Origin of the sequence: Actinomadura kijaniata NBRC 14229, assembly GCF_001552175.1 — a bacterium.
Lineage (GTDB): Bacteria > Actinomycetota > Actinomycetes > Streptosporangiales > Streptosporangiaceae > Spirillospora > Spirillospora kijaniata.
The window spans coordinates 1-21,761 of record NZ_BCQR01000101.1; the positions used below are offsets into that span (position 1 = coordinate 1).

Genomic DNA, 21,761 nt, shown 5'->3' on the forward strand with positions numbered 1-21,761 from the left:
ACCAGGACGCGGCCCCGGCGCCCGCGCCGGGCGGGCGCGGAGGCGGGGCGGACGGCGGTGCGGCCCGAGGAGCGGGACGGCTTGGGCTCGGGCGCCTTGGCGGCCTCGCGGGCCAGCTCGACCAGGCGGCTCCGGCCCTGCGCCTCCCAGGCGGGCCCGTAGGCCTCGACGGCGGCGTCCTCGACCATGCCGAGGAAGTCGGCGGCCGAGGCCGGGCGCTTCTCGGGGTCCTTGGCCAGCCCCTGGTTGATCAGGTCGTGCAGCGGGCCGGGGACCCCGTCGACCGGGATCGGGGCCTCGCGGTGCGCCTTGGCCAGCGCCGACTGGGACCGGCCGGTGAACGGCGGCCGTCCCGTCAGGCACTCGAAGAACACGGCCGTGGCGGCGTACAGGTCGGAGGCGACCGTCGCGGCCCCGCCGTCCCACAGCTCCGGCGCGGCGTAGGCGGGCCCGTTGGCGGCCTCGGCGCCGGCGGGGGCCAGCGCGAAGTCGGTGAGCCGGGTGTTGCCGGCGGGCAGCCCGCCGCCGTGCTCGTCGCCGGTCGGGTCGATCATGATGTTGGCGGGCCGGACCGCGCCGTGCACGATGTCGCGCTCGTGGGCGGCGGCCAGGCCCAGCAGCACCCCGCCGAGCGCCGACAGCGCCGCCAGCGGCCCGGTGGGGCCCTTGGCGGCAAGCACGCGGCGCAGCGTGACGCCCTCGGCGCGTTCCATCACGATCGCGGTGCCGTTGGGGGACTCCACGAAGTCGAAGAAGTCGACGACGTTGGGGTCCTCCAGTTGCGACAGCCGCCGCGCGACGAGCCGGAAGCGCGACATGAACGCCTCGTCCCCGTCCAGCCGCGCGTCCAGGTACTTGATCGCGACCTGGGTCTGGGTGACGTCGTCCACGGCCAGCACCACCCGGCCCGCGGTGCCGCCGCCGAGCTCCTGGGAGTGCGTGAAGCCCGGGACCGTCCAGCCGTTGACCACCTGCGTGCCATCCCTCCCGATACGGCCGGTGCCGGGGGCGTCGCACACCCGGTCGTGTGCTCCTGCCACTGCCGTGACGCCCGCTGCCCGCTGAGTTCTGCTGTTGTGATGTCCGCTGCGCCGTCTATTGTCCCGCTCGTTGCGCTGCCAGCGATCCACGCCCATCCGAGAGCCCGGTCACCGATGGGTCGCACACACCACTTTGGTGGAATATCGGCTCGTAGCAGGCGAGGTCAAGGGCAGTCACCGAACTGCAACTGACAGACTGGTGCGGTGACCGACTACGAAGTCTCCCAGCAGTTGTTCGATCGGGCGAATCGGGTGGTTCCGGGTGGGGTGAACTCGCCGGTCCGGGCCTTCCTGGCGGTGGGCGGGACCCCGCGTTTCCTCACCTCGGCCCGTGGCCCGTACCTCACCGACGCCGACGGGAACGAGTACGTCGACCTGGTCTGCTCGTGGGGCCCGATGATCCTCGGGCACGCGCACCCGGCCGTGGTGGAGGCGGTCCAGCAGGCCGCCGCGCGCGGCACCTCCTACGGCGCGCCCACCCCCGGCGAGGTGGAGCTGGCCGAGGAGATCGTCGACCGCACGCCGGTCGAGCAGGTGCGGCTGGTCAACTCGGGCACCGAGGCGACCATGTCGGCGATCCGGCTGGCGCGCGGCTTCACCGGCCGCAGCCGGGTCGTGAAGTTCGCGGGCTGCTACCACGGGCACGTGGACGCGCTGCTGGCCGCCGCCGGGTCCGGCGTGGCGACGCTGGCGCTGCCCGACACCCCGGGCGTGACCGGCGCGACCACCGCCGACACGATCGTGCTGCCCTACAACGACGTGGCGGCCGTCGAGCAGGCGTTCGCCGAGCACGGCCACGAGATCGCCTGTGTGATCACCGAGGCGGTGCCGTGCAACATGGGCGTGGTCCCGCCGCTGCCGGACTTCAACGCCCTGCTCAAGCGCCTGTGCGGGCAGAACGGCGCGCTGCTGGTCGTCGACGAGGTGCTGACGGGGTTCCGCGCCACGCGGTCGGGCTGGTACGGCGCCGAGGGCGTGGCGGGCGACCTGATGACGTTCGGGAAGGTGATGGGCGGCGGGCTGCCGGCGGCGGCGTTCGGCGGGCGCGCCGACGTCATGGGGCACCTCGCCCCGGCCGGGCCGGTGTACCAGGCGGGCACCCTGTCGGGGAACCCCCTGGCGACGGCGGCGGGCCTGGCGACCCTGCGCAACGCCACCGACGACGTGTACGCCGCCATCGACAACGCCGCCGCGGTCGTGTCGCGCGCGGCGTCGGAGGCGCTGCTGAAGGAGGGCGTCGCGCACCGCCTCCAGGTCGCCGGGAACCTGTTCTCGGTGTTCTTCACGGGCGAGGAGGTCCGCGACTTCACCGCGGCGCAGAAGCAGGACGTCAAGGCGTACGCGGCGTTCTTCCACGCGGCGCTGGAGCGGGGCGTGTACCTGCCGCCGTCGGCCTACGAGGTGTGGTTCCTGTCGGCGGCGCACGACGACACGGCGATCAACCGCATCCTCGACGTCCTCCCGCACGCGGCCCGCGCCGCCGCCGAGGCCCAGCGCTGAGACGGCGCCGGGAAGGCGCTGAGACGGCCGCTGGGGCGGCCCGCGCCGCCCCGTGGAGCCGGGGCCGTCTCAGCGCTCGTCCAGCGCCCGCAGCGCGCCCAGCGCCCGCCGGACGTTCTCCTGGCGGGGCGGGGCCATCGGCGCGCGCACGCCGGGGTCGTCGATCAGGCCCCGGGCCGCCAGGCACGCCTTCAGCACGGCCGGGGAGGGCTCGGCGAACAGCGCCTCCGTCAGCGGCACCAGCGTGTGGTGGAGCGACGGGCCGCAGGTGGTGTCGAGCGCGGCGAACGCCGCCGGGGCCAGGCACGCCGACGCGGCGATCGCGCCCGCCGCTCCCAGCCGCAGCATCGGGTACACGTACGGGTCGTCGCCGCACAGGACGGCCTTGGACGTTCCGGAGGCCAGCAGTGCCAGCGTGTCGCGGCCGATCCCGCCGGGGCAGTGCTTGACGCCGGTGACCGCGTCCAGGTCCAGCAGCCGCAGCAGCGTCTCGGCCGGCAGGTGCTTCCCGGTCCGGTACGGGACGTCGTAGACCAGCAGCGGGACGTCGACCGCCGCGCCGACCGCCGCGAAGTGGTCCACCACCGCGTCGTCGGAGGGCCGCAGGTAGTAGGGGACCACGGTGAGTAGCGCGTCGGCGTACAGGGCGCGTTCGCGGGCCTGGGCGATCGTGTCGGCGGTGCCCATCGTGCCCGCGCCGACCGTGAGCGGGACGCCGTACTCGATCGCGACGGCGCGGCAGACGTCCAGCACCGTGCGGCGCTCGGCGTCGGTGAGCAGCGGGCCCTCGCCGGTGGTGCCGAGCGCGACCAGGCCGGACGCGCCGTGGTCCAGGCAGTGCCGGGCGAGGCGGTCGAGGGACTTGGCGTCGATCCCGCCACCGGACGTGAAGGGCGTCACCAGGGCGACGTGGATGCCGTGCATGGGGGTCACCTCGTGGGGGCGGGCTCGGGAACGGCGGCGGGCGCGGGCGCGGGGACCCGGCGGAGGCGGACGCTGGCGATCGCGACGCCGCTGACGATCAGCGCGGCGGCCAGCATCCGGAACGCGTCGACGCGCTCGCCCAGCACCAGCACCGCCGACAGCAGCCCGAACGGCGGCACCAGCAGCGAGTACATGGCGACGGTCCCGGCCGCGTAGCGCTTCATCAGCCAGCCCCACACCCCGAACCCGACCAGCGTGGACACGTAGGCGATGTAGGCCAGCGACGCGAGCCCGCCCCAGGTGACGCGCGTGTCCGCGATCGCCCCGGGCCCCTCGAAGACCAGCGACAGGGCGAACAGCGGGACCGGCGGGACCAGCGACATCCAGACCATGAACCCGAAGCTGTCGACGGGTTCGGTGGCGGTCTGGCTCATGCGCCGCATGGCGATGTTGGCCAGGCCCCACATGACGGCGGAGGCGACGCACAGCGCGAACGCCAGGGCGGTGCCGCCCCGTCCGCCCGCCTGCGCGGCGCCCAGCATGCCGACGCCGGTGAACGCCACGGCCATCCCGGCGAGCAGCGGGCCGGTGAGCCGCTCGCGCAGCAGCACGGCCGCGAACAGGGCGGTGAACAGCGCCGACGTCTGGACCACCACCGACGACAGGCCGGCGGGCATCCCGAGGCGCATCCCCAGGAACAGCAGTCCGAACTGGCCGACGCCGAGGGGGAGCCCGACCAGCCACAGCCAGCGCGCCGCCACCGGGGGCCGCCGCACGAAGAACACGGCGGGCAGTGCCGCGGCGGTGAACCGCAGGGCGGCGAACAGCAGCGGCGGGAAGTCCGCCAGGCCCACCTTGATCGGGACGAAGTTGAAGCCCCACAGCGCGGCGACGCAGGCCGCCAGCAGGACGTGTCGGGGATGCATGACTCCGATCGTCGCGAGCCCCACGGTTTAGGACAAGCTAGATCTCCTTGACAATTCGCTTTAGTATCGCTTCATGCTCGACCTGGAACGGCTGCGCGCCCTGCACTCGGTGGCCACCTACGGCTCGGTCTCCGCCGCCGCCGACGTCCTGCACGTCACCACCTCCGCCGTCTCCCAGCAGCTCGCCAAGCTGGAGCGGGAGACCGGTCAGAAGCTCCTGGAGCGCAACGGCCGCGGGGTGCGCCTCACCGACGCCGCCCAGCTCCTCGTCGAGCACGCCGACCGCATCCTCTCCCTGGTCGAGCAGGCCCAGGCCGACCTGGAGGCCCACCGGGGCGCGGTCGTCGGGCAGCTCACCCTGGCCGCGTTCCCCACCGCCGCCCGGGGGCTGCTGCCCGCCGCGCTGACCTCGCTCGCCACCGACCATCCCGGCCTGCGGGTGCTGACGCACGAGGTGGACCCGCTGCAGAGCATGCCCCTGGTCGCGCGCGGCGACCTGGACATGGCCGTCGTGCAGGACTGGGACAACGAGCTCCTCCCCCTCGCCGAGGGGCTGCAGAAGGGCTCCATCCTCGACGACGTCGCCGACGTCGCGCTGCCGCCCGGCCACTGCCTGGCCGACCGCGAGAGGATCGAGCTCAAGGAGCTGGCGGGCGACCCGTGGATCAGCTCCGCGGCCGACACGATCTGCTGCAACTGGCTGCGCCACACCCTGCGCGGGATCGACGCCGAGCCGCGCATCGACCACATGGCCTACGAGATCCCGACCCAGCTCGCGCTGGTCTCCGCCGGTCTCGGCAACGCGATCCTGCCCCGGCTGGGGCGGTGCGACGTTCCGCCGGACGTGGCGATCGTCCCCCTCGAACCGGCGCTGACCCGCCGCGTCTACGCGATCTGGCGCGCCGAGGCCGCCCGCCGCCCGGCGATCCGGGCGGCGCTGGCGGCGCTGCGCGCGGTGGCCGCCGCCCTGTAGACCCGCCCGTGGTGGACCGGCCCGTGGTGGACCGGCCCGTGGTGGGCCAGCCCGTGGACCGGCGGGCGGTCGCGTTCAGCCTTCGAGGGCCGCGGCCCGCTCCAGCCAGCCCCGGAACAGCTCGGCGTCCACGTCGGCGGGCGAGTGCAGCTTCACCGACGCCATCTCGCGCGCGCCCGCCTCCAGCCGCCCGGACGCGTCCTCGATCCGCTGCCCCTTCCAGAACCCGAACGTCACGTACCGGCCGTACGCCTTCACCAGCACGACCGGGTTACCGCCGACCTTCCACACCGGGTGCCCGTGGAACATCGCGCCCGCGCCGAACGCCTCCTCGACGACCGGCAGCAGTCGCCCGGCGATCTCCTGCTGCCCGGCGGGCAGGGAGGCGACGTACTCGGCGACGGTGGCGAACTTGGCCATGGGGCTCTCCTTCGGTCGGGGCGGCCCGCCCTCGGGCCGCCGTCACCCCTGCGTCGAACGCCCCGCGCCCTGATCGACATCGCGGCCGGACTTTTTCCGGAAAGTTTTTCGCGCCGGTGCCGCCGCAGCCCAGCGGCAGGTCAGCCGGGGGTCCGCGCGTGGGTGAGCCGAACCGTGGAGATCTCCCTCAGGGGCTCGGACAGCCGGAGCGCGCGTTCGGGCGTGATGTCGTGCGGCGTCCGCTGCGCGATGATCGCCCGCAGGACCGCGACCTGCCGCCCGACGTCCTGGTCCTGTCCGGCGGAGACCTGGTTGAGCAGCAGGCCGGCGCGGGTGGCCAGCAGGTTGCCGACATGGGGCCGGATCTCGCCGCGCTCCAGGCCGATGTTGATGGAGCGCAGCGTCCGTTCCAGGGCCTCGGCGGTGACGTCGTCGCGCGGGGCGTCCGCGCTCTCCTCCGGCTCCTCCGGCGTGGGGTCCTCCGTGGGCGTCCCCGAGGGCGTCTCCGTGGGCGTCTCCGTCGGAGTCTCCGTCGCCGCGGGGGTCTCGGACGGAGTCGGGGAGGCCCGCCGATAGACCTCGGGCGGCACCGCCGCGCCGTCCATCGGGGCCGACACGCGCAGCGTCTCGGTGACCGTCGCCAGCGGCACCGCCGCGACCGCGACCAGCGCCGCGGCCGCCACGAGCGTGACCAGCCGCGACCGCCGGCTGGACCGCCGCCGCGGCGGCACCGGCGCGGGCGCCGGGACGTCCCGTTCCGCCCACGCCGCGCGTTCGGCGCGCTCGGCCTGCTCGGCCCGCTCGGCGCGCTCGCGCGCCTCCGCCAGCGCGTCGGCGACCTCCGCGCTGGACACCGCGTTCGACCGGCACCGCTCGCGCAGCCCGTCCAGGACCTCCGCGCCCCCGGCCGAGCAGCGGCCCATGATCGTCCGCAGGGCCGCCAGGTCCTCGGCCACCGAGGCCCCCGCCACCTCGCGTTCGAACCCGAGCAGCTTCACGCCCCCGTCGGCCAGCCGGACGTCGTCCGCCGTCAGCCCGCCGTGCGCGATGCCCTCGGCGTGCGCGGCGGCCAGCGCCTCGGCGACCCTCTCGCACACCATGACGGCCTCGGCCGCGCCGAGCCCCGCGCGGCCGAGCCGCTCCTCCAGCGACTCCCCGGCGACCATCTCGGAGACGACGTAGGGCCGGACGCCGCCGCCGGGGAGCATCACCTCGCCGTAGTCGTAGATCCGCGTCACCCCCGGGTGCGAGAGGCGGGCGACGGACCGCGCCCGCACCTGGACGTGCCGCCGCAGCGCCGGCGACGGCCGCTCGTCGCCGACGAACCGGACCACGACCCGCCGGTCCAGCAGCTCGTCCCGTCCGCACCACACCCGCGTGGACCCGATCCGCCGCTCCAGCCGGTACCGGTCATCAAACCGAAATCCTGCTTCCACTGGGACCTCCCCACGGTGGTACGCACCCGGCCCCGCCGGGGCTCGGTCCGCGATCACCTCAATCCGGACGGTGTTCGTTAGGTTCGTTCCGTCGTGGTGGAGGAGGACGGTCGTGACGCGGTGGCGGGTCGCCGGATACACCGAGGTGCGGACCCTCGGCGAGGGGGCGCAGGGACGGGTGGTGCTGGCCCGGCATGACGGGTCGGGCGCCCCGGTGGCGATCAAGTACGTGGCGGCGGGCGCGGACGCGGAGGCGCGGGAGCGCCTGAAGCACGAGGCGCGGATGCTCGCCCGCGCCGACAGCCCGCACGTGGCGCGGCTGTACCGGCTCGTCGAGAGCGGGCAGGGCGCGGCGATCATCATGGAGGCGGTGGACGGCGTCTCGCTGAAGACCGTGCTGGAGCGGCAGGGGAGCCTCGCCCCGGAGGCGGCGCTGAGCGTCCTCAAGGGATCGCTGCTGGGCCTGGCCGCCGCGCACGCGCTCGGGGTCGTCCACCGGGACTACAAGCCCGCCAACGTGGTCGTCCCGGCCGACGGGCGCAGCAAGCTGGTCGACTTCGGCATCGCGGCCCCGGCGGGCCGGGAGGCGGGCGGGGCCGGGACGCCGTACTACATGGCCCCGGAGCAGTGGACCCGGCACACGGCGACCCCGGCGACCGACGTGTACGCCGCGACCTGCGTGTTCGTGGAGTGCGTCACGGGACACCGCCCCTACGCCGGAACGCGCGACCAGCTCCGCGCCGCCCACCTGGCCCGGCCGGCGCCGGTCGAGGACGTTCCCGAGGCGCTCCGGCCGCTGGTCGCGCACGGCATGGCCAAGGACCCCGGCGAGCGCCCGGCGAGCGCGGCCGACTTCGTCGCCGAGCTCGAACGCGTCGCCGCCGGTACCTACGGCCCCGGCTGGGAGGAGCGGGGCGTGCGGGCCCTGGCGGTGTCGGCCGCCGGGCTGGCGGCGCTGTTCCCGCTGGCGGCCTGGACCCTCGCCCCCGCCGGGACCGGCGCCACCGCCGGGGCCGCCGGGACCGCGGCGGGCGGGCAGGCGGCGGTCGCGGGCAAGGGGTTCCTGGCGACGGTGACCGGCAAGGTCGCGGTCGGCGCGGGCACGGCGGTGCTCGTCGCGGGCGGGGCCGTCGCCGTCCGGCAGGTGACGGCCGAGACCGCGCCGCCCCGGCCGGTCCGGACGACGCCGGCGGCGGCGCTCGTCTCCGTCCAGAACTGCACGGTCACGGACGTGATGGGCCGGGACCTGACGCCGAAGGACCGGCCCGCGCCGGTCCGGCTGCCCGAGCAGGTGCGGCTGCCGGAGGGCGCGGCCGTGTACCGGGTGGACGGCCGGTACCTGATCGGCCCGGCGGAGCGGGGGTGCTCGAAGTCGACGGGCGTCACCGGCGGCGCGGTGGAGGTCGGGGACGCGCGCACCGGGAGCGTGAGCCGGCCGTTGCAGTTCTCCGTCGGCAACATCGCCTCGATGGCCTGCACCTACTTCCCCGAGTCGCCGGAGGCCGCCAAGGTCCCGGGCTGCACGTCGGACCTGACCGGGCGGCGGCGGGTGCCCACCGGCGTCCCGGGGCTGCGGGCGGTGCTCGCGGGCCGGTTCGGCGGCGCCGCGTCCCCCGAGCTGCGCTCGCCCTACGTGGCGGTGACGATGGCGCTGATGGGCTCCGACGGCATGCCCAACGTGATCAACTGTGCGATGCCGAAGGCCAGGGAGGCCGTCTGCACCGCCGCGCTCACCCACTGGTTCCTCCAGTCGGTGGCCGGGAAGCCGATGGCGAAGGCCGACCGGGACCGGATCGTGCAGCGCGTCGCCGCCCACGTGTCCGCCACCCGCTACTGATCGGGGATCATGGGGACATGACGTTCGAGCTGCTGGTCTGGCATGAACCCGGTGCGGTCACCCGGGAGGAGGCCGCCGCGCGCGAGCCCGACGCGCTCGAACCGCATCCGGCGGTGGGCGAGTTCGTCAGGGAGTTCGGGGCGCTGCGGCCCGAGGTGCGGGTCGAGTCGGCGGGGACGCGGTACGCGCGGGTGCGCATGACGCCCGAGCAGGTCGACGAGATCTCCACCGAGGTGTACGCGCTGGCCCGCGCGCACGGGCTGGTCACCTACGACCCCGACCGCGAACTCGTGCACAACCTCGGCCCGCGCAGCGCCTATCAGGGCATGCAGCTGCACACCGGCGACGGGATGATCGTCGTCGACCCGGACCTGCCGCTGGTCCACGACGCGCTGGCCCGGCTCGGCCCCGGCAACCCGTTCGTCGCGCTGGTGGTGTTCGGCCGCCACTTCGTGCAGGTGTCGCCCGAGGAGGGCGGCTACGAGCTGGAGTACAAGGACAGCGGCGAGGGCGTGATCTACCGCACCCGCGTGGCGGACCTGGCCGAGATCCAGCGGGCGTTTCGGGAGTACGCCACCGACGAGCGCGACTTCCTGGAACGCCACGACTGGACCCGCGCCAACGGGACGCCCTGATCAGCGGGAGTACTTGAGGATCACACCGTTGGTGGCCGGGTAGCCGCCCCACTTCAGCAGGCCGGTGGCCCACAGCGAGGTGCTGCCGGGGATCGTGAACAGGTCGCGCGCGACGGTCCGCTTGCCCTTGACCTTGGGCAGGGCCGTGGCGGTCCACTTGCCGCCGCTGAAGCGCACGACGTCCTGCTCGTTGCGCACGGCCCAGAAGCCGCCCTTGCCGTCGGGCAGCAGCGAGTTCAGTCCGGCGTTCCAATAGCCGTTGCGCGGACCGTCGAAGCGCTGCCAGGTCTTGCCGTCCCAGCGCAGCGCGATCGGGTACTGCACCATCTCGCCGTTCACGCGGACGTTCCGCCCGCCGCCCAGCCAGACCTCCTTGGCGGACCGGGCGTGGACCGTCATGTACTCGGGGCCGCTGAACATGTCGTCGGCGATCTGCGGCAGCGGCACCCGCCGCCAGGTCTTGCCGTCATAGCGGGCGACGCCCTTGCTGGAGCCGCTGTTCACCACGGCCCAGATGTCGGTGGGCGACAGGGCGCTGACCTTCTCGATGGAGAAGCCGGGGAGCTTCGTCCGCGTCCAGCTCCTGCCGTTGTAGTGCCAGGCGGAATCCAGGTTCTCGCCGAACGCCCACACGTCCTTGGGACCGAAGGTGACCGCGTCGGTGAACCAGTCGTCGGTCTTCCAGCGCTTCTGGGACTTCCACGCCTTGCCGTCCCAGCGCAGGGCGTACAGGTGACGGGCGCTGCCGCCCGCCCTGCTGGTGCCGAACGCCCAGGCGTTCTTGGCGCTGGAGGCGGTCACCACGTGCAGTTGGTTGTTCCACTTGGAGCTGCTCGACCTGCGGAACTCCTTGGGCAGCGTGGTGGCGACCCACTTGCGGCCGTTCCAGCGCTGGGCGACCGAGTGGTCGAGGTTGCCGCGCTCGACGTCGCCGACGGCCCAGACGTCCTTGGTGTTCACCGCGGCGACGTCGTTGATCTGGTTGACGTCGGAGCCGACGACCTTGGCGGTGTTCACCTGGAACAGCCGCCACTTCGGGTCCGCCGCGAGGGCGGGGGAGGCCGGGAGGAGCGTCGCGGCGAGGGCTGCGGCGGCGGTGCCGAGGGCGGCGCGAGAGATGATCTTGTGCATGGGGGCTTTCCGGGAGGGGACGGGGAATGTCCGATCCGCCGGAGGCGAGTGATCGAACAAGGTCAGGACGCCCGAAGGCGGGGATCGGTGCACAGGTGGGCGCGGGTACCCTGGCGACGCCATGAGTGACACGACGATCGTTCACCTGCTGCGGCACGGTGAGGTGCACAATCCCCAGGGCGTTCTCTACGGACGGCTGCCCGGTTACCGCCTCAGTGAGGACGGGGTGCGGATGGCCAAGGCCGCCGCCGAGTGGTTCGCCGAACGGGACGTGACCGCGCTGTTCTCCTCGCCGATGCAGCGGGCGCTGGAGACGGCCGCGCCGCTGGCCGCCGCGTTCGAGCTGCCGGTGACGGTGGACGACCGTCTGATCGAGGCCGGCAACCACTTCGAGGGCCTCACCTTCGGGGTGGGGGCGGGGTCGCTGCGCCGCCCCGAGCACTGGCGGCACCTGTACAACCCGTTCCGGCCGTCGTGGGGCGAGCCCTACCGGGAGATCGCGGAGCGGATGAAGTCGGCCGTGATCCGGGCGCGCGAGGCCGCGCGCGGGCACGAGGCGGTGTGCGTCAGCCACCAGCTGCCGATCTGGACGCTGCGGTGCTTCGCCGAGAAGAAGCGGCTGTGGCACCACCCGGGCCGCCGCGAGTGCGGGCTGGCCAGCATCACCACCCTGACGTTCGAGGACAACCGGCTGGTCGAGGTCGCCTATGCCGACCCCTGCGGGGGGATGGGCAAGGGGACCGGTGTCGCGGGCGCCTGACCCGGCCACTACATTGAGTACTACGTCTTGTAGTAGGAGGGTCCGTTGAACCCCCGCATCTCCTTCGCACGGGCTTCCGTCGGGGTCGCCGCGCTGGTCGGCGTGCTGTCGGGCTGCGCCGGGAACGGCGCGTCCGGCGACGCCGCCGCCGGCGGCACCCGCTTCGTCGCCGGGGACGGGAGCACCACCCAGATCGCCGCCGCCGAGCGCAAGCCCGCCCCGGTGGCGTCCGGCGCGACCCTGGACGGCAGGCAGGTGAGCCTCGCCGACCTCAGGGGCAAGGTCGTCGTCGTCAACTTCTGGGCGTCCTGGTGCGCGCCGTGCCGCGGCGAGGCCCCCTCGCTGGAGCAGGTCTACACCGAGAACAAGGGCAAGGGCGTGGAGTTCCTCGGGGTCAACTTCAAGGACTCCGCCGAGAACGCCAAGGCCTTCGAGCGCAAGTTCAAGGTCACCTACCCCAGCTTCCACGACGCCGACGGCAGGATCGGGCTGGGCTTCCGGGAGGTGCCCCCGAACGCCATCCCCAGCACCCTCGTCCTGGACAAGCAGGGCCGTATCGCCGTGCGCATCCTCGGCGCGACCACCTACTCCAAGCTGAACCCGCTCGTCGCGAAGGTCCTGGCGGAGAAGTAGTGGTTCTCGCGGCGGGGGTGCAGGAGACCGTCACCGGCGGGTCGTTGCTGGCGGCGGCTCCGCTGGCGGCGCTGGCCGGGCTGGTGTCGTTCGCCTCGCCGTGCGTGCTCCCGCTGGTGCCGGGCTACCTGTCGTACGTGACCGGGATGAGCGGCGCGGACCTGGCCGAGGAACGCCGGGGACGCCTGCTGGCCGGGGTCGCGCTGTTCGTGGCCGGGTTCACGCTGGTGTTCGTCTCCTACGGGGCGGTCTTCGGCGGGCTCGGCCGGCTGCTGGTGGAGTACCAGGACCCCATCACGCGCGTGATGGGCGTGCTGACCATCGTGTTCGGGCTGGTGTTCATGGGGCTGGTCCCGGGACTCCAGCGGACCGTGAAGTCGGGCCGGACGCCCGCCGCCGGGATGGCGGGCGCGCCGCTGCTGGGCATGCTGTTCGCGCTCGGCTGGACGCCGTGCATCGGCCCCACGCTGGCCGCGGTGCAGGGGCTGTCGCTGACCGAGGCCAGCGCCGGGCGCGGGATGCTGCTGTCGCTGGCGTACTGTCTGGGGCTGGGCGTGCCGTTCCTGCTGGCGGCGGTGGCCTACCGGCGGATGCTGGGGGCGTTCGGCGTGGTCCGGCGCCACTACCTGCTCGTGACGCGGATCGGCGGCGGGATGCTCGTGCTGCTGGGCCTCCTGCTGGTGACCGGACTGTGGAACGAGCTTTCGCTCCAGATGAGGTCGTGGATCAGCGGCTTCGAGACGGTGATTTGAGCATGGCGAAGACGCCCGAGAACGTGGAGACGGCCGCACGGACGGCCGCGGAGGAGACCGGCGACGAGGCCGCCACCGCCGCGCCCGCCGGACGGCAGGCCGCCGCGGAGACGCCCCGGCCCAAGGGGATCGGCCTGGTCGGCTGGCTGCGGTGGGGCTGGCGGCAGCTCACCACGATGCGGACCGCGCTGATCCTGCTGTTCCTGGTGGCGCTGGGCTCGGTGCCGGGGTCGATCCTGCCCCAGCGCGGCCAGGCCCCCGAGAAGGTCGCCGAGTACTTCGAGAAGCACAAGACGCTGGCCCCGTGGCTGGACAAGCTCTCGCTGTTCGACGTGTTCGCCGCCCCGTGGTTCGCGGCGATCTACATCCTGCTGTTCGTGTCGCTGGCGGGCTGCGTGCTGCCGCGCGCGGTCAAGCACTACCGGGCCATGCGGGCGCGGCCCCCGGCGGCCCCCCGCAACCTCGGGCGGCTCCCGCAGCACGCCCGCCACGAGACCGACGCCTCCCCCGAGGAGGTCCTGGCGGAGGCCCGCGCGCTGCTGCGCGAGCGGCGGTTCCGCGTCGACGCCGGCGACGGGTCGGTCGCCGCCGAGAAGGGCTACCTCGGCGAGACCGGCAACCTGCTCTTCCACCTGGCGCTGCTGGCGCTGCTGTTCGCGCTCGGCGTCGGCAACCTGTTCGGCTACCGGGGCGACATCCTGGTCACCGAGGGCAAGACGTTCGCGAACTCGCTCAGCCACTACGACCAGTTCAAGCCGGGACGCTGGTTCGACACCGACGGGCTCGCGCCGTTCTCGCTGGCCCTGGACGACTTCAAGGCGACCTACGAGACCAGGGAGGGCCCCAACAAGGGGCAGGCCACCGACTACGACGCCCGGATGCGGTTCCGGGAGACCCCGGACGGGCCGGAGAAGACCTACCACCTGAAGGTCAACCACCCGCTCTCCGTCGGCGGCGCGAAGGTCTACCTGCTCAACCACGGCTACGCGCCGGTCTTCACGGTCCGCGACGCCAAGGGGAACATCGCGTTCCAGGACGCCGTGCCGTTCCTGCCGATGGAGCAGGTCAACTACACCTCCGAGGGCGTGATCAAGGCCCCGGACGCCGAGCCCGAGCAGCTGGCGTTCTACGCGGTCCTGTGGCCGACCGCCGTGCCCGCCAAGAAGGGCGACCAGATCGAGTCCGGGTGGCCCGCCCCGCTCCGGCCGGTGGTGTCGATCGCCTCGTTCAAGGGCGACGTCGGCCTGGACTCGGGCACCCCGCAGTCGGTCTACAAGCTGGAGGGCCTCGGCAAGAGCCTGAAGATGGTCAAGGACGGCCGCCAGCTGCTCAGGCCCGGCCAGACCTTCAAGCTGCCCGAGGGCGCGGGCAGCATCACCTTCGACGGGGTCCGGGAGTGGACGACCCTGTCGGTCAACCACGACCCCGGCCGGATGCCCGCGCTGATCGCGGCGATCCTGGCGGTGGTGGGCGTGGTCGCCTCGTTCATGGTGCGCCGCCGCCGGGTGTGGGTGCGGGCGGCCGCCGGGGACGACGGGCGTACCGTGGTGGAGGTCGGCGGCCTCACCCTCGGGCACCCGACGCCGGAGTTCGACGAGATAGTGGCCGCCCTGCGGGGCGGCGAGGAGCGCGGGCCGGACGGATCCGGTGCCGGGGAAACCGCGCCGGACACCGAATCCAAGGAGTGACGAGGGTTGAGTAGCACCGACCTCGCGAACCTGAGCGACAAGCTCATGTTGACCACCGTCGTGCTGTACATCATCGCGATGGTGGCGTACGCGGCCGACCTCGGCTTCGGCGGCAGGCGCCGGACCGCCGACGCGGTGGCCGAGAAGAAGGTCCTGGCCACCGTCGGCGGGGGCGAGGGCGGCGGGGACGAGAGCGCCCCCGCCCCGGCCGCCGCCGTCGAGCAGGCCGGGGGCCGGGACTGGGGCCGCTTCGCGGTCCTGCTGAACGTCCTCGGCTGGGCCGCCCACCTCGGCGTCCTGATCACGCGCGGGCTGGCGGCGAGCCACTGGCCGTGGGCGAACATGTACGAGTTCCTCACCGCCATCGCGTTCGCCGCCGTCACCGCCTACCTGGTGTGCCTGTGGCGCTTCCAGGCCCGGTTCCTCGGCGCGTTCGTCATGGTCGCGGTGGTGATGGCGCTCGGCGGCGCCAACATCTGGCTCTACCAGGAGGTCGGCCCGGTCCGCCCGGCGCTGAACTCCTACTGGATCGCCATCCACGTCTCCGCCGCGATCATCGCGACCGGCGCGTTCACCGTGGCGGGCGTGGCGACGATCCTGTACCTGCTCAAGGCCCCCCGCGAGGCGCGCGGCGCGGTGGGCGACGGCTTCTGGGCGCACCTGCCGTCCGCCGGGAACCTGGACCGGCTGGCGCTGCGGGTGACGATGTTCGCGTTCCCGATCTGGACCGCCGCGATCATCATGGGCGCGATCTGGGCCGACGAGGCGTGGGGCCGCTACTGGGGCTGGGACCCCAAGGAGATCTGGTCGTTCATCACCTGGATCGCCTACGCCGCGTACCTGCACGCCCGCGCCACGGCCGGGTGGCGGGGCCGCCGGGCCGCGGTGCTGTCGCTGGTCGCGTTCGCGTGCCTGCTGTTCAACTTCTTCGGCGTGAACTACATGTTCCAGGGCCTGCACACGTACGCGGCCCCCGCGCCGACGGCGGTCGTGGAGACCGTGGCGAACGTCTGACCCTCCGGGCCGCTAGTCCTCGCCGTGGATCCGGCGGTCCAGGTCGCGCAGGAAGTCGGGGTCGTCGTCCGGGCCCTTCGGGGCCCCGGGCGGCGGCCCCTCCTGCGTCGCGGGCACCGGGCGGCGGGGGCGGCCGAGCACCAGCCACAGCACCGCCGCCGGCAGGCTGAACAGCAGCACCGCCAGGAACCAGCCGAACTTCGGCAGCAGGCGGATGTCCGCCTCGTCGGTCGTGAGCACGTCGAACAGGCAGAACAGCCATACTCCGACGAGGATCAGGGCGAGCAGCGCATACGCCATGCCCCGAGGGTAGTGCGTGTGACCGGCGGGGATGACGCCGTGTCGGATCTCGGCTTACTCTGCCCCGAGGGCCCTGCGGAGGAGCGGGGGTCGCTGACAGAGGAGCCTGATGCGCTTCAAGGGCATCCACCGCAAACCCCGGCGGGGCGGTGCGGTCGGTGAGGACACGGCGTTCACCTCGCCCACCGGTTCACCCGTCGAACGGGTCCCCGAACCGCGTCGGGTCCGGCCGCGCAGCAACCAGCCGCGGGACCGGTTCGGGCGGTTCCGCAAGGCCGGCCGCGACGACGACTTCGCCCTGGACCCCGACGGCCCCGCGGTGCGCGACCTCGGACGGGACGGCCCCCGGCGGCGCCCCGACCCCGGCGGCGACGCCCGCCCGCCCCGCCTGACCTGGGATGACTTCGAACTCGGCGATGACGCCCCGGCGCGCGCCGAACCGCACCCGCCCGGCGTCCCGCACGTCCCCGACGGCCGCCGCCATTGCGGCGTGCTGGAGAAGGTGATCCACCGGCAGTGGGACGTCCGGCAGGGCCCGCCGCCGCCCGAGACGATCCGGGCGGTGGAGAGCCTGGCGGCGCTGCCCGACCGGCTCAAGCGCAAGCTCGCCGACGGCCTGGCGGGCATCTACGTCGGGCCCGGCGGCGTCCCCGACCTGGACCACATGGGGCACCTGCGCGACCGTCCGCTGCCGTCGGGCCGGGCGACCTGGGACATCTGCGCGGGCGCCTACGGCGACGGGAAGATCGTGGTGGGGGACCGGCCCTCGCCCACCCCGGACGTGATGATGCACGAGGTCGGGCACGCGCTCGACGACATCGACGGGGGCGAGGGGGAGTGGACCTCCGACAGCCCGGCGTTCCAGGAGCTGTACCGGCAGTGCCTGCCCTATCTGGCGAGCGACTTCCACCGGCAGTCGGGAACGCTCGGGCGCCGCGAGTTCTTCGCCGACGCTTTCGCCGCGATCTCCGCCCGGCAACGACCGGCTCTGGTGGATATGCTCGCCGGGAACATCCGTTTGGCCCTGGAGGTCATGCTCTTCTTCAACCGGCGCTATGGAATCTGACGCCTCGCGGGACCCGGGGCGCTCCCCGGAAGACACAGCGAAGGGTGATCGGCAATGTATGTGATCCGGCTTCCCGACGGCACCCTGCGGGTGCCGCACAGCGTGCTGGGGGATTCCGCGCCGGACGGCGGGGACCGGATCATCGCGCAGGCGTATGTGGAGGTCGGCCCGGACGATCCGGACTACGAACGGCTGCTGGAACAGTCGATCACCGAGGCCGAGCTGGAGGAGAAACGCCGTTCCTGGCGCGCGGGCGACGCGGAACTGCTGCGCACGTTCGAGGAATGGAAGGCCGAGCGCGAGGGCTGACCGCCGGCGGCGGCGTTCCAGGGGGCCCGGCATGCCGGAGGAGGGTCGGACGTGGATCGGGAGGCCGGTGGTTGACCGCGGCGCCGGGTGGAGGGCCGGTCGCGGGGACCGGGGCCCGGCGCCACGGTCAGCGGGCGTGCTCGGCTACCGGTTCGTCGCCGCGCAGCAGGGCGTGCACCTCGGATTCACGGAAGCGGCGGTGGCCTCCGGGAGTGCGGATGCTGCTGATCCGGCCGGCCGCGGCCCAGCGGGTGACCGTCTTCGGGTCGACCCGGAACAGGGCGGCGACCTCTCCGGGGGTCAGCAGGCGCTCGCTCGTCTCCACGTTTTCTCTCCCCCTTTGTCCCGCTCTCGGTGCGGGTGGACTGTTTCCTAGTGTGGCGGGTCAAGACCGATTTCTCCCTTGTTTTCGGAAAACATCACTGAGGGTGAGAGCGTGACCAGGGATTATGACGCGAAGTGAGCGTGGCATTGGGCACACCGGTCACGCCGCTCTCTGCTGACCCGTTGCTGATACGCACCACCCCGTCGCGGACGGCCCGTTAACCACCGCACAGCGCAAGCGAATAATCTCGCTCACATGACCGAACTGGTGTCCCTCGGGGAGATCGAACGGGCCGCGGAACGGCTCTCCGGAACGGTTCTGCGCACCCCGCTGGTGCCGTTCCCGGCGGACGACTCCGACGGGAACGCGCGCCTTCTGGTGAAGGCCGAGTCGTTGCAGCCGGTCGGGGCGTTCAAACTGCGCGGCGCCCACAACGCGATCGCGGCTCTCCCCGAACGGGTGCGCGAACGCGGAGTGGTCGCCCATTCCAGCGGCAACCACGCCCGGGCCGTCGCCCACACGGCCCGCGCGTTCGGAATTCCGGTCGTCCTCGTCATGCCGCACACCGCCCCCGCCGTGAAGGTGGACGCCTGCATCCGGCTGGGCGCCGAGATCGTGTACGTCGAGCCGACCATGGAGGCCCGCACGGCCACCGCCGCCAAGCTCGCCGAGGCCCACGGGTTCACGCTGGTCCCGCCGTTCGACGACCCGCGGGTCATCGCGGGCCAGGGCACGGTGGGCCTGGAGATCGCCGAGGACGCCCCCGGCGCCGGGGCGGTCCTGGTCCCGGTCGGCGGCGGCGGCCTGATCGCGGGCGTCGCCGCCGCGATCAAGGCGAAGCGCCCCGGCGCCCGGGTCATCGGCGTGGAACCCGAGCTGGCGGCCGACGCCCGCGACTCGCTGCGCGCGGGCCGCCCGGTCGCCTGGTCCGCCGAGGACGCCGGCCGCACGCTGGCCGACGCCCTGCGCGTCCAGCGCGTCGGCGACCTGACGTTCGCGCACATCCGCGCGCACGTGGACGACATCGTCACCGTCTCGGAGGACCAGATCCGGGAGGCGATGCGCCGCCTGGCCCGCGAGGCGCGGCTGGTGGCCGAGCCCGGCGGGGCCGTGGCGACCGCCGCCGCGCTCTTCCGCCGGGACGCGTTGCCGCAGGTGGGCACCTATGTCTCGGTGCTGTCGGGCGGAAACGTGGACCCGGCGCTGTTCGTGGAGACCGTCGGATAGGCTCGAACCGTCATGCGCTCCGTACTCCTTTACACAGCCGCGCGGTTCGGCGTCTTCGCCGCGACCGCCGGGGTGCTGTTCCTCGTCGGCGCCCGCGGCTTCCTGCTGCTCCTGTTGTCGGTCCTGATCAGCGGTGTCATCAGCTTCGTGCTGCTGTCGCGCCAGCGAGACGCGATGTCCTCCACCGTGACGACGGGCATCCAGGAGCGCAGGCGGAGGCTCCAGCAGGCCCGCGCCAAGGAGGACCCCTCCTGACGGAGGGGCCCGTCCCGGTCAGCGCAGGTCGGTGGCGATGATCTTCTCGATGTTGCGCTCGGCCAGCGCCGTGATGGTGACGAACGGGTTGACGGTCGTGTTGCCCGGGATCAGCGCCCCGTCGATCACGTAGAGCCCGGGGTGGCCGTGCAGCCGCCCGTGGTTGTCGGTCGCCCGGTTCAGCACCGCGCCGCCGAGCGGGTGGTACGTGAGGTGGTCGCCCCAGATCTTGTAGACGCCGAACAGGTCGGTCCGGTAGATCGTGCCCTCGGTGGCGTTGATCTTGTCGAAGATCGTCTTGGCCATGTCGATCGAGGGCTGCTTCCAGGCGGTCTGCCAGTCCAGCTCGACCCGCCCGGCGGCGGCGTTCCAGGAGAACCGGGCGCGGTGCGGGTTGCGGGTGATCGACAGGTAGAACGAGGCGTAGGTCTCGATCCCCACCGGCAACGGCGCGACCTCGGCGAACGCGCCCCCGGCCGCCCAGTTGTCGATGCCCGCGCACGGGATGGCCGACTGCTTGGCGCCGGTGGCGTCCCACATGTGGTTGGCCCGGCCGCACATGACGTTGCCGTTGTCGCCCCAGTCCCGGCCGACCTCGTCGTTCAGGCGGGGCAGCGCGCCGGTCGCCCTCAGTTTCACCAGCAGCTTGCTGGTGCCGACGCTGCCCGCCGCGAAGAAGACGCGGTCGGCGGTCACGGTCTTGGTCGCGGTGACGTTGCCCGCGGTGTCGAGCTGCTCGGCGGTGACCGCGTACCGGGCGCCGTCGGGGACGACGGCCGTGACCCGGTGCAGCGAGGAGATCGCGACCCGGCCGGTCGCCCGGGCGCGGGCCAGGTAGGTCTGCTGGAGCGACCTCTTGCCGTGGTTGTTGCCGTAGAGGATCTCGGCGGCCAGCGCCGACTTGGGAACGGTGCCCGCCTCCTCGCGCCTCATGTAGTCCCAGTCGTACACGTCGGGCACGAAGGTGAAGCGGAACCCCGAACGCTGCGCGTGCTTACGGCCGACGCGGGCGTACTGGTAGTAGGGCGTGGCGTCGAACCAGGCCGGGTCGACGGTGCCGACGCCCAGCTCGGCGTTGGCGCGCGGGTAGTAGACGCCGTACATCTCGTCGGCGTTCACCGAGGGCAGGACGTCGGCGAAGTTCTCGCGGCGGGGCGTGACGGCCATGCCGCCGTTGACCAGGGAGCCGCCACCGACGCCCCGGCCCTGGTAGACGATGATGCCGCCGAACTCCTCGGCGTCGAGGACGCCCGTGTGGCGGGTGACGTCACGGTCGATGGGGGAGCCGAGGAAGTAGTTGAGCGGCGCCTTGGTGCGGGTGCGCAGCCAGTAGGCGCGGTGGTCGGGCGACCGGGTGTTGCAGAAGATCTTGCCGTCGGGGCCCGGGGTGTCCCAGGCCATGCCCATCTCCAGCAGGTGGACGGGGACGCCCGCCTGCGCCAGGCGGAGGGCGGCGACCGCGCCGCCGTACCCGGTGCCGATCACCAGGACGGGAACGTGCGCACCGTGCGCGATCGAGGCGGCCCGCGTCCGGGCGGAGGCCCGGGGCAACCCCAGGGTGGCGGCTCCCAGGATGGAACCTGTTCCAGTGATGAATCCGCGTCGTGTCAGTCCGTTGGAAGCGCCCCCACGCCCGGTCTCTTTGATCATGTGATCTTCCTCACACTGTGTTCTGAAACAGGTTCTACCTGGTTCCGGTGAAGGTGACCATGGGCTACTGAGAAGTAAGTTGCGTTCGATACCGGAGGTGAGGCGACGGACGCCGGGGGCGGTGGCGCCCGCCTGCCGCGCGGTGCGGCGGCGGAACGGGGCACGCCACCGGCCCCACCGGGGCCTCGCCCTCTTAGGGTGGGGGCATGACCCGTGCCTCTCTTGATAAGCAGCCGTCGGACGTGGCCGCGATGTTCGACAGCACCGCCGAGCGCTACGACCTGCTCAACACGCTGATGACGGGCGGGCAGGACCGGCGGTGGCGGCATGAGGTCGTCCGGGCCGTCGGGGCCAGGCCCGGGGAGCGCGTGCTCGACCTCGCCGCCGGGACCGGGACCTCCTCGGTCCCGTTCGCCGAGGCCGGTGCCGAGACCGTGGCCTGCGACTTCTCGCTCGGCATGCTCCGGGTCGGGGTGCGGCGGCAAGCGGGCGTCGACCGCCTGAGCTTCGTGGCTGGCGACGCGTTGCGGCTGCCGTTCGCCGACGGCTCGTTCGACGCCGTCACCATCTCCTTCGGGCTCCGCAACGTCGCCGACACCGTCGGCGCGCTGCGGGAGATGCGCCGTGTCGCCAAGCCCGGCGGGCGGCTGCTCGTGTGTGAGGTCAGTCACCCTCCGAACAGGCTGCTGGCACTCGGGCACAAGGCCCACCTGAAGTTCGGGCTGCCGCTGCTGGCGAAGGTCAGCTCCAACCCCGACTCCTACCACTACCTCGCCGAGTCCACGCTCGCCTGGCCTGACCAGGCGGCCCTGGCGGGGCTCGTCCGGGACGCCGGGTGGACGAAGGTCCGCTGGCGCGACCTGACATTCGGTGTTGCCGCGATGCACCACGCGGTCAATCCCGGCTGACCTGGTTCGGGCGGGGCGGTACGCCCTATTCGGACCGGTCCAAATCCGAGGC

At 73.1% G+C, this 21,761-nt stretch carries 23 protein-coding genes; 14 read left to right on the top strand and 9 right to left on the bottom strand.

What is annotated here, in order from left to right; translation table 11 throughout:
* Positions 1 to 1,040 (bottom strand): serine/threonine-protein kinase (locus AKI01S_RS28935; RefSeq protein ID WP_169814032.1); only part of this gene is annotated, 1,040 nt, incomplete at its 3' end.
* 204 nt (positions 1,041 to 1,244) lie between these two features.
* On the opposite strand from AKI01S_RS28935, the gene hemL reads away from it, so the two are divergent.
* Complete coding sequence (gene hemL / locus AKI01S_RS28940) at positions 1,245 to 2,540, top strand: glutamate-1-semialdehyde 2,1-aminomutase (protein WP_084000352.1); 1,296 nt, start codon at positions 1,245 to 1,247, stop codon at positions 2,538 to 2,540.
* Positions 2,541 to 2,609: 69 nt separating this feature from the next.
* On the opposite strand, the gene AKI01S_RS28945 is transcribed toward hemL, so the two are convergent.
* Together AKI01S_RS28945 and AKI01S_RS28950 are read right to left on the bottom strand one after the other, a co-directional pair.
* The gene (locus AKI01S_RS28945; RefSeq protein WP_067824867.1) at positions 2,610 to 3,464 is read right to left on the bottom strand and encodes a dihydrodipicolinate synthase family protein; all 855 of its coding nucleotides are present in this window, start codon (positions 3,462 to 3,464) and stop codon (positions 2,610 to 2,612) included.
* A gap of 5 nt (positions 3,465 to 3,469) precedes the next feature.
* Entirely contained in the window at positions 3,470 to 4,390 is a 921-nt protein-coding gene (locus AKI01S_RS28950) for an EamA family transporter (protein WP_067824940.1), read from the bottom strand.
* Between the two features lie 73 nt (positions 4,391 to 4,463).
* Between AKI01S_RS28950 and AKI01S_RS28955 the strand changes: the two genes are divergently transcribed.
* Entirely contained in the window at positions 4,464 to 5,363 is a 900-nt protein-coding gene (locus tag AKI01S_RS28955; RefSeq protein ID WP_067824869.1) for a LysR family transcriptional regulator, read from the top strand.
* A 75-nt stretch (positions 5,364 to 5,438) separates the two neighbouring features.
* On the opposite strand, the gene AKI01S_RS28960 is transcribed toward AKI01S_RS28955, so the two are convergent.
* Together AKI01S_RS28960 and AKI01S_RS28965 are read right to left on the bottom strand one after the other, a co-directional pair.
* The gene (locus AKI01S_RS28960) at positions 5,439 to 5,783 is read right to left on the bottom strand and encodes a DUF1801 domain-containing protein (protein WP_067824871.1); all 345 of its coding nucleotides are present in this window, start codon (positions 5,781 to 5,783) and stop codon (positions 5,439 to 5,441) included.
* A gap of 140 nt (positions 5,784 to 5,923) precedes the next feature.
* A complete protein-coding gene (locus AKI01S_RS28965; protein ID WP_157420221.1) occupies positions 5,924 to 7,219 on the bottom strand; it encodes a protein kinase family protein in 1,296 nt (431 codons plus the stop codon).
* A 112-nt stretch (positions 7,220 to 7,331) separates the two neighbouring features.
* Between AKI01S_RS28965 and AKI01S_RS53740 the strand changes: the two genes are divergently transcribed.
* Positions 7,332 to 9,056 carry a serine/threonine-protein kinase gene (locus AKI01S_RS53740; protein ID WP_067824875.1) on the top strand — a complete coding sequence of 575 codons (1,725 nt, stop codon included), beginning with the start codon at positions 7,332 to 7,334 and terminating at the stop codon, positions 9,054 to 9,056.
* Positions 9,057 to 9,073: 17 nt separating this feature from the next.
* Positions 9,074 to 9,691: a hypothetical protein gene (locus tag AKI01S_RS28975; protein ID WP_067824877.1), complete on the top strand. Its 618-nt coding sequence runs from the start codon at positions 9,074 to 9,076 to the stop codon at positions 9,689 to 9,691.
* Here AKI01S_RS28975 and AKI01S_RS28980 read toward each other — a convergent pair whose 3' ends face one another.
* Entirely contained in the window at positions 9,692 to 10,822 is a 1,131-nt protein-coding gene (locus AKI01S_RS28980) for a hypothetical protein (protein ID WP_067824879.1), read from the bottom strand.
* 121 nt (positions 10,823 to 10,943) lie between these two features.
* Here AKI01S_RS28980 and AKI01S_RS28985 point away from each other — a divergent pair, with 121 nt between their 5' ends.
* The 5 genes from AKI01S_RS28985 to ccsB are packed head-to-tail and all read left to right on the top strand — an operon-like array spanning position 10,944 to position 15,669.
* Positions 10,944 to 11,582: a histidine phosphatase family protein gene (locus tag AKI01S_RS28985; protein ID WP_067824881.1), complete on the top strand. Its 639-nt coding sequence runs from the start codon at positions 10,944 to 10,946 to the stop codon at positions 11,580 to 11,582.
* 45 nt (positions 11,583 to 11,627) lie between these two features.
* Entirely contained in the window at positions 11,628 to 12,215 is a 588-nt protein-coding gene (locus AKI01S_RS28990; protein WP_067824883.1) for a TlpA family protein disulfide reductase, read from the top strand.
* Positions 12,215 to 12,967 (top strand): cytochrome c biogenesis CcdA family protein, encoded by a 753-nt coding sequence (locus AKI01S_RS28995; protein ID WP_067824885.1) that lies wholly within the window; start codon positions 12,215 to 12,217, stop codon positions 12,965 to 12,967. Before AKI01S_RS28990 ends, AKI01S_RS28995 begins: the two co-directional genes overlap by 1 nt.
* A 2-nt stretch (positions 12,968 to 12,969) precedes the next feature.
* Positions 12,970 to 14,655, top strand: a complete 1,686-nt coding sequence (gene resB, locus AKI01S_RS29000; RefSeq protein WP_067824887.1) for a cytochrome c biogenesis protein ResB — start codon at positions 12,970 to 12,972, stop codon at positions 14,653 to 14,655.
* Positions 14,656 to 14,661: 6 nt separating this feature from the next.
* Positions 14,662 to 15,669 (top strand): c-type cytochrome biogenesis protein CcsB, encoded by a 1,008-nt coding sequence (ccsB, locus tag AKI01S_RS29005; RefSeq protein ID WP_067824889.1) that lies wholly within the window; start codon positions 14,662 to 14,664, stop codon positions 15,667 to 15,669.
* A 12-nt stretch (positions 15,670 to 15,681) separates the two neighbouring features.
* On the opposite strand, the gene AKI01S_RS29010 is transcribed toward ccsB, so the two are convergent.
* A complete protein-coding gene (locus AKI01S_RS29010) occupies positions 15,682 to 15,969 on the bottom strand; it encodes a PLDc N-terminal domain-containing protein (RefSeq protein ID WP_067824892.1) in 288 nt (95 codons plus the stop codon).
* 109 nt (positions 15,970 to 16,078) lie between these two features.
* Here AKI01S_RS29010 and AKI01S_RS29015 point away from each other — a divergent pair, with 109 nt between their 5' ends.
* Entirely contained in the window at positions 16,079 to 17,035 is a 957-nt protein-coding gene (locus tag AKI01S_RS29015) for a hypothetical protein (RefSeq protein WP_067824893.1), read from the top strand.
* A gap of 54 nt (positions 17,036 to 17,089) precedes the next feature.
* On the top strand, positions 17,090 to 17,344 hold the full coding sequence (locus AKI01S_RS29020) for a hypothetical protein (protein ID WP_067824895.1): 255 nt from the start codon (positions 17,090 to 17,092) through the stop codon (positions 17,342 to 17,344).
* Between the two features lie 127 nt (positions 17,345 to 17,471).
* Here the strand turns inward: AKI01S_RS29020 and AKI01S_RS29025 are convergent, their stop codons facing one another.
* Entirely contained in the window at positions 17,472 to 17,669 is a 198-nt protein-coding gene (locus tag AKI01S_RS29025) for a BldC family transcriptional regulator (RefSeq protein WP_067824897.1), read from the bottom strand.
* A 255-nt stretch (positions 17,670 to 17,924) separates the two neighbouring features.
* Between AKI01S_RS29025 and AKI01S_RS29030 the strand changes: the two genes are divergently transcribed.
* Positions 17,925 to 18,896: a threonine ammonia-lyase gene (locus AKI01S_RS29030; RefSeq protein WP_067824899.1), complete on the top strand. Its 972-nt coding sequence runs from the start codon at positions 17,925 to 17,927 to the stop codon at positions 18,894 to 18,896.
* 12 nt (positions 18,897 to 18,908) lie between these two features.
* Positions 18,909 to 19,151, top strand: a complete 243-nt coding sequence (locus AKI01S_RS29035; protein ID WP_067824901.1) for a DUF4229 domain-containing protein — start codon at positions 18,909 to 18,911, stop codon at positions 19,149 to 19,151.
* An 18-nt stretch (positions 19,152 to 19,169) separates the two neighbouring features.
* On the opposite strand, the gene AKI01S_RS29040 is transcribed toward AKI01S_RS29035, so the two are convergent.
* On the bottom strand, positions 19,170 to 20,702 hold the full coding sequence (locus AKI01S_RS29040; protein ID WP_245681822.1) for a GMC oxidoreductase: 1,533 nt from the start codon (positions 20,700 to 20,702) through the stop codon (positions 19,170 to 19,172).
* Between the two features lie 305 nt (positions 20,703 to 21,007).
* Between AKI01S_RS29040 and AKI01S_RS29045 the strand changes: the two genes are divergently transcribed.
* Entirely contained in the window at positions 21,008 to 21,709 is a 702-nt protein-coding gene (locus tag AKI01S_RS29045) for a demethylmenaquinone methyltransferase (protein ID WP_067824903.1), read from the top strand.
* Positions 21,710 to 21,761: the final 52 nt, after the last annotated feature.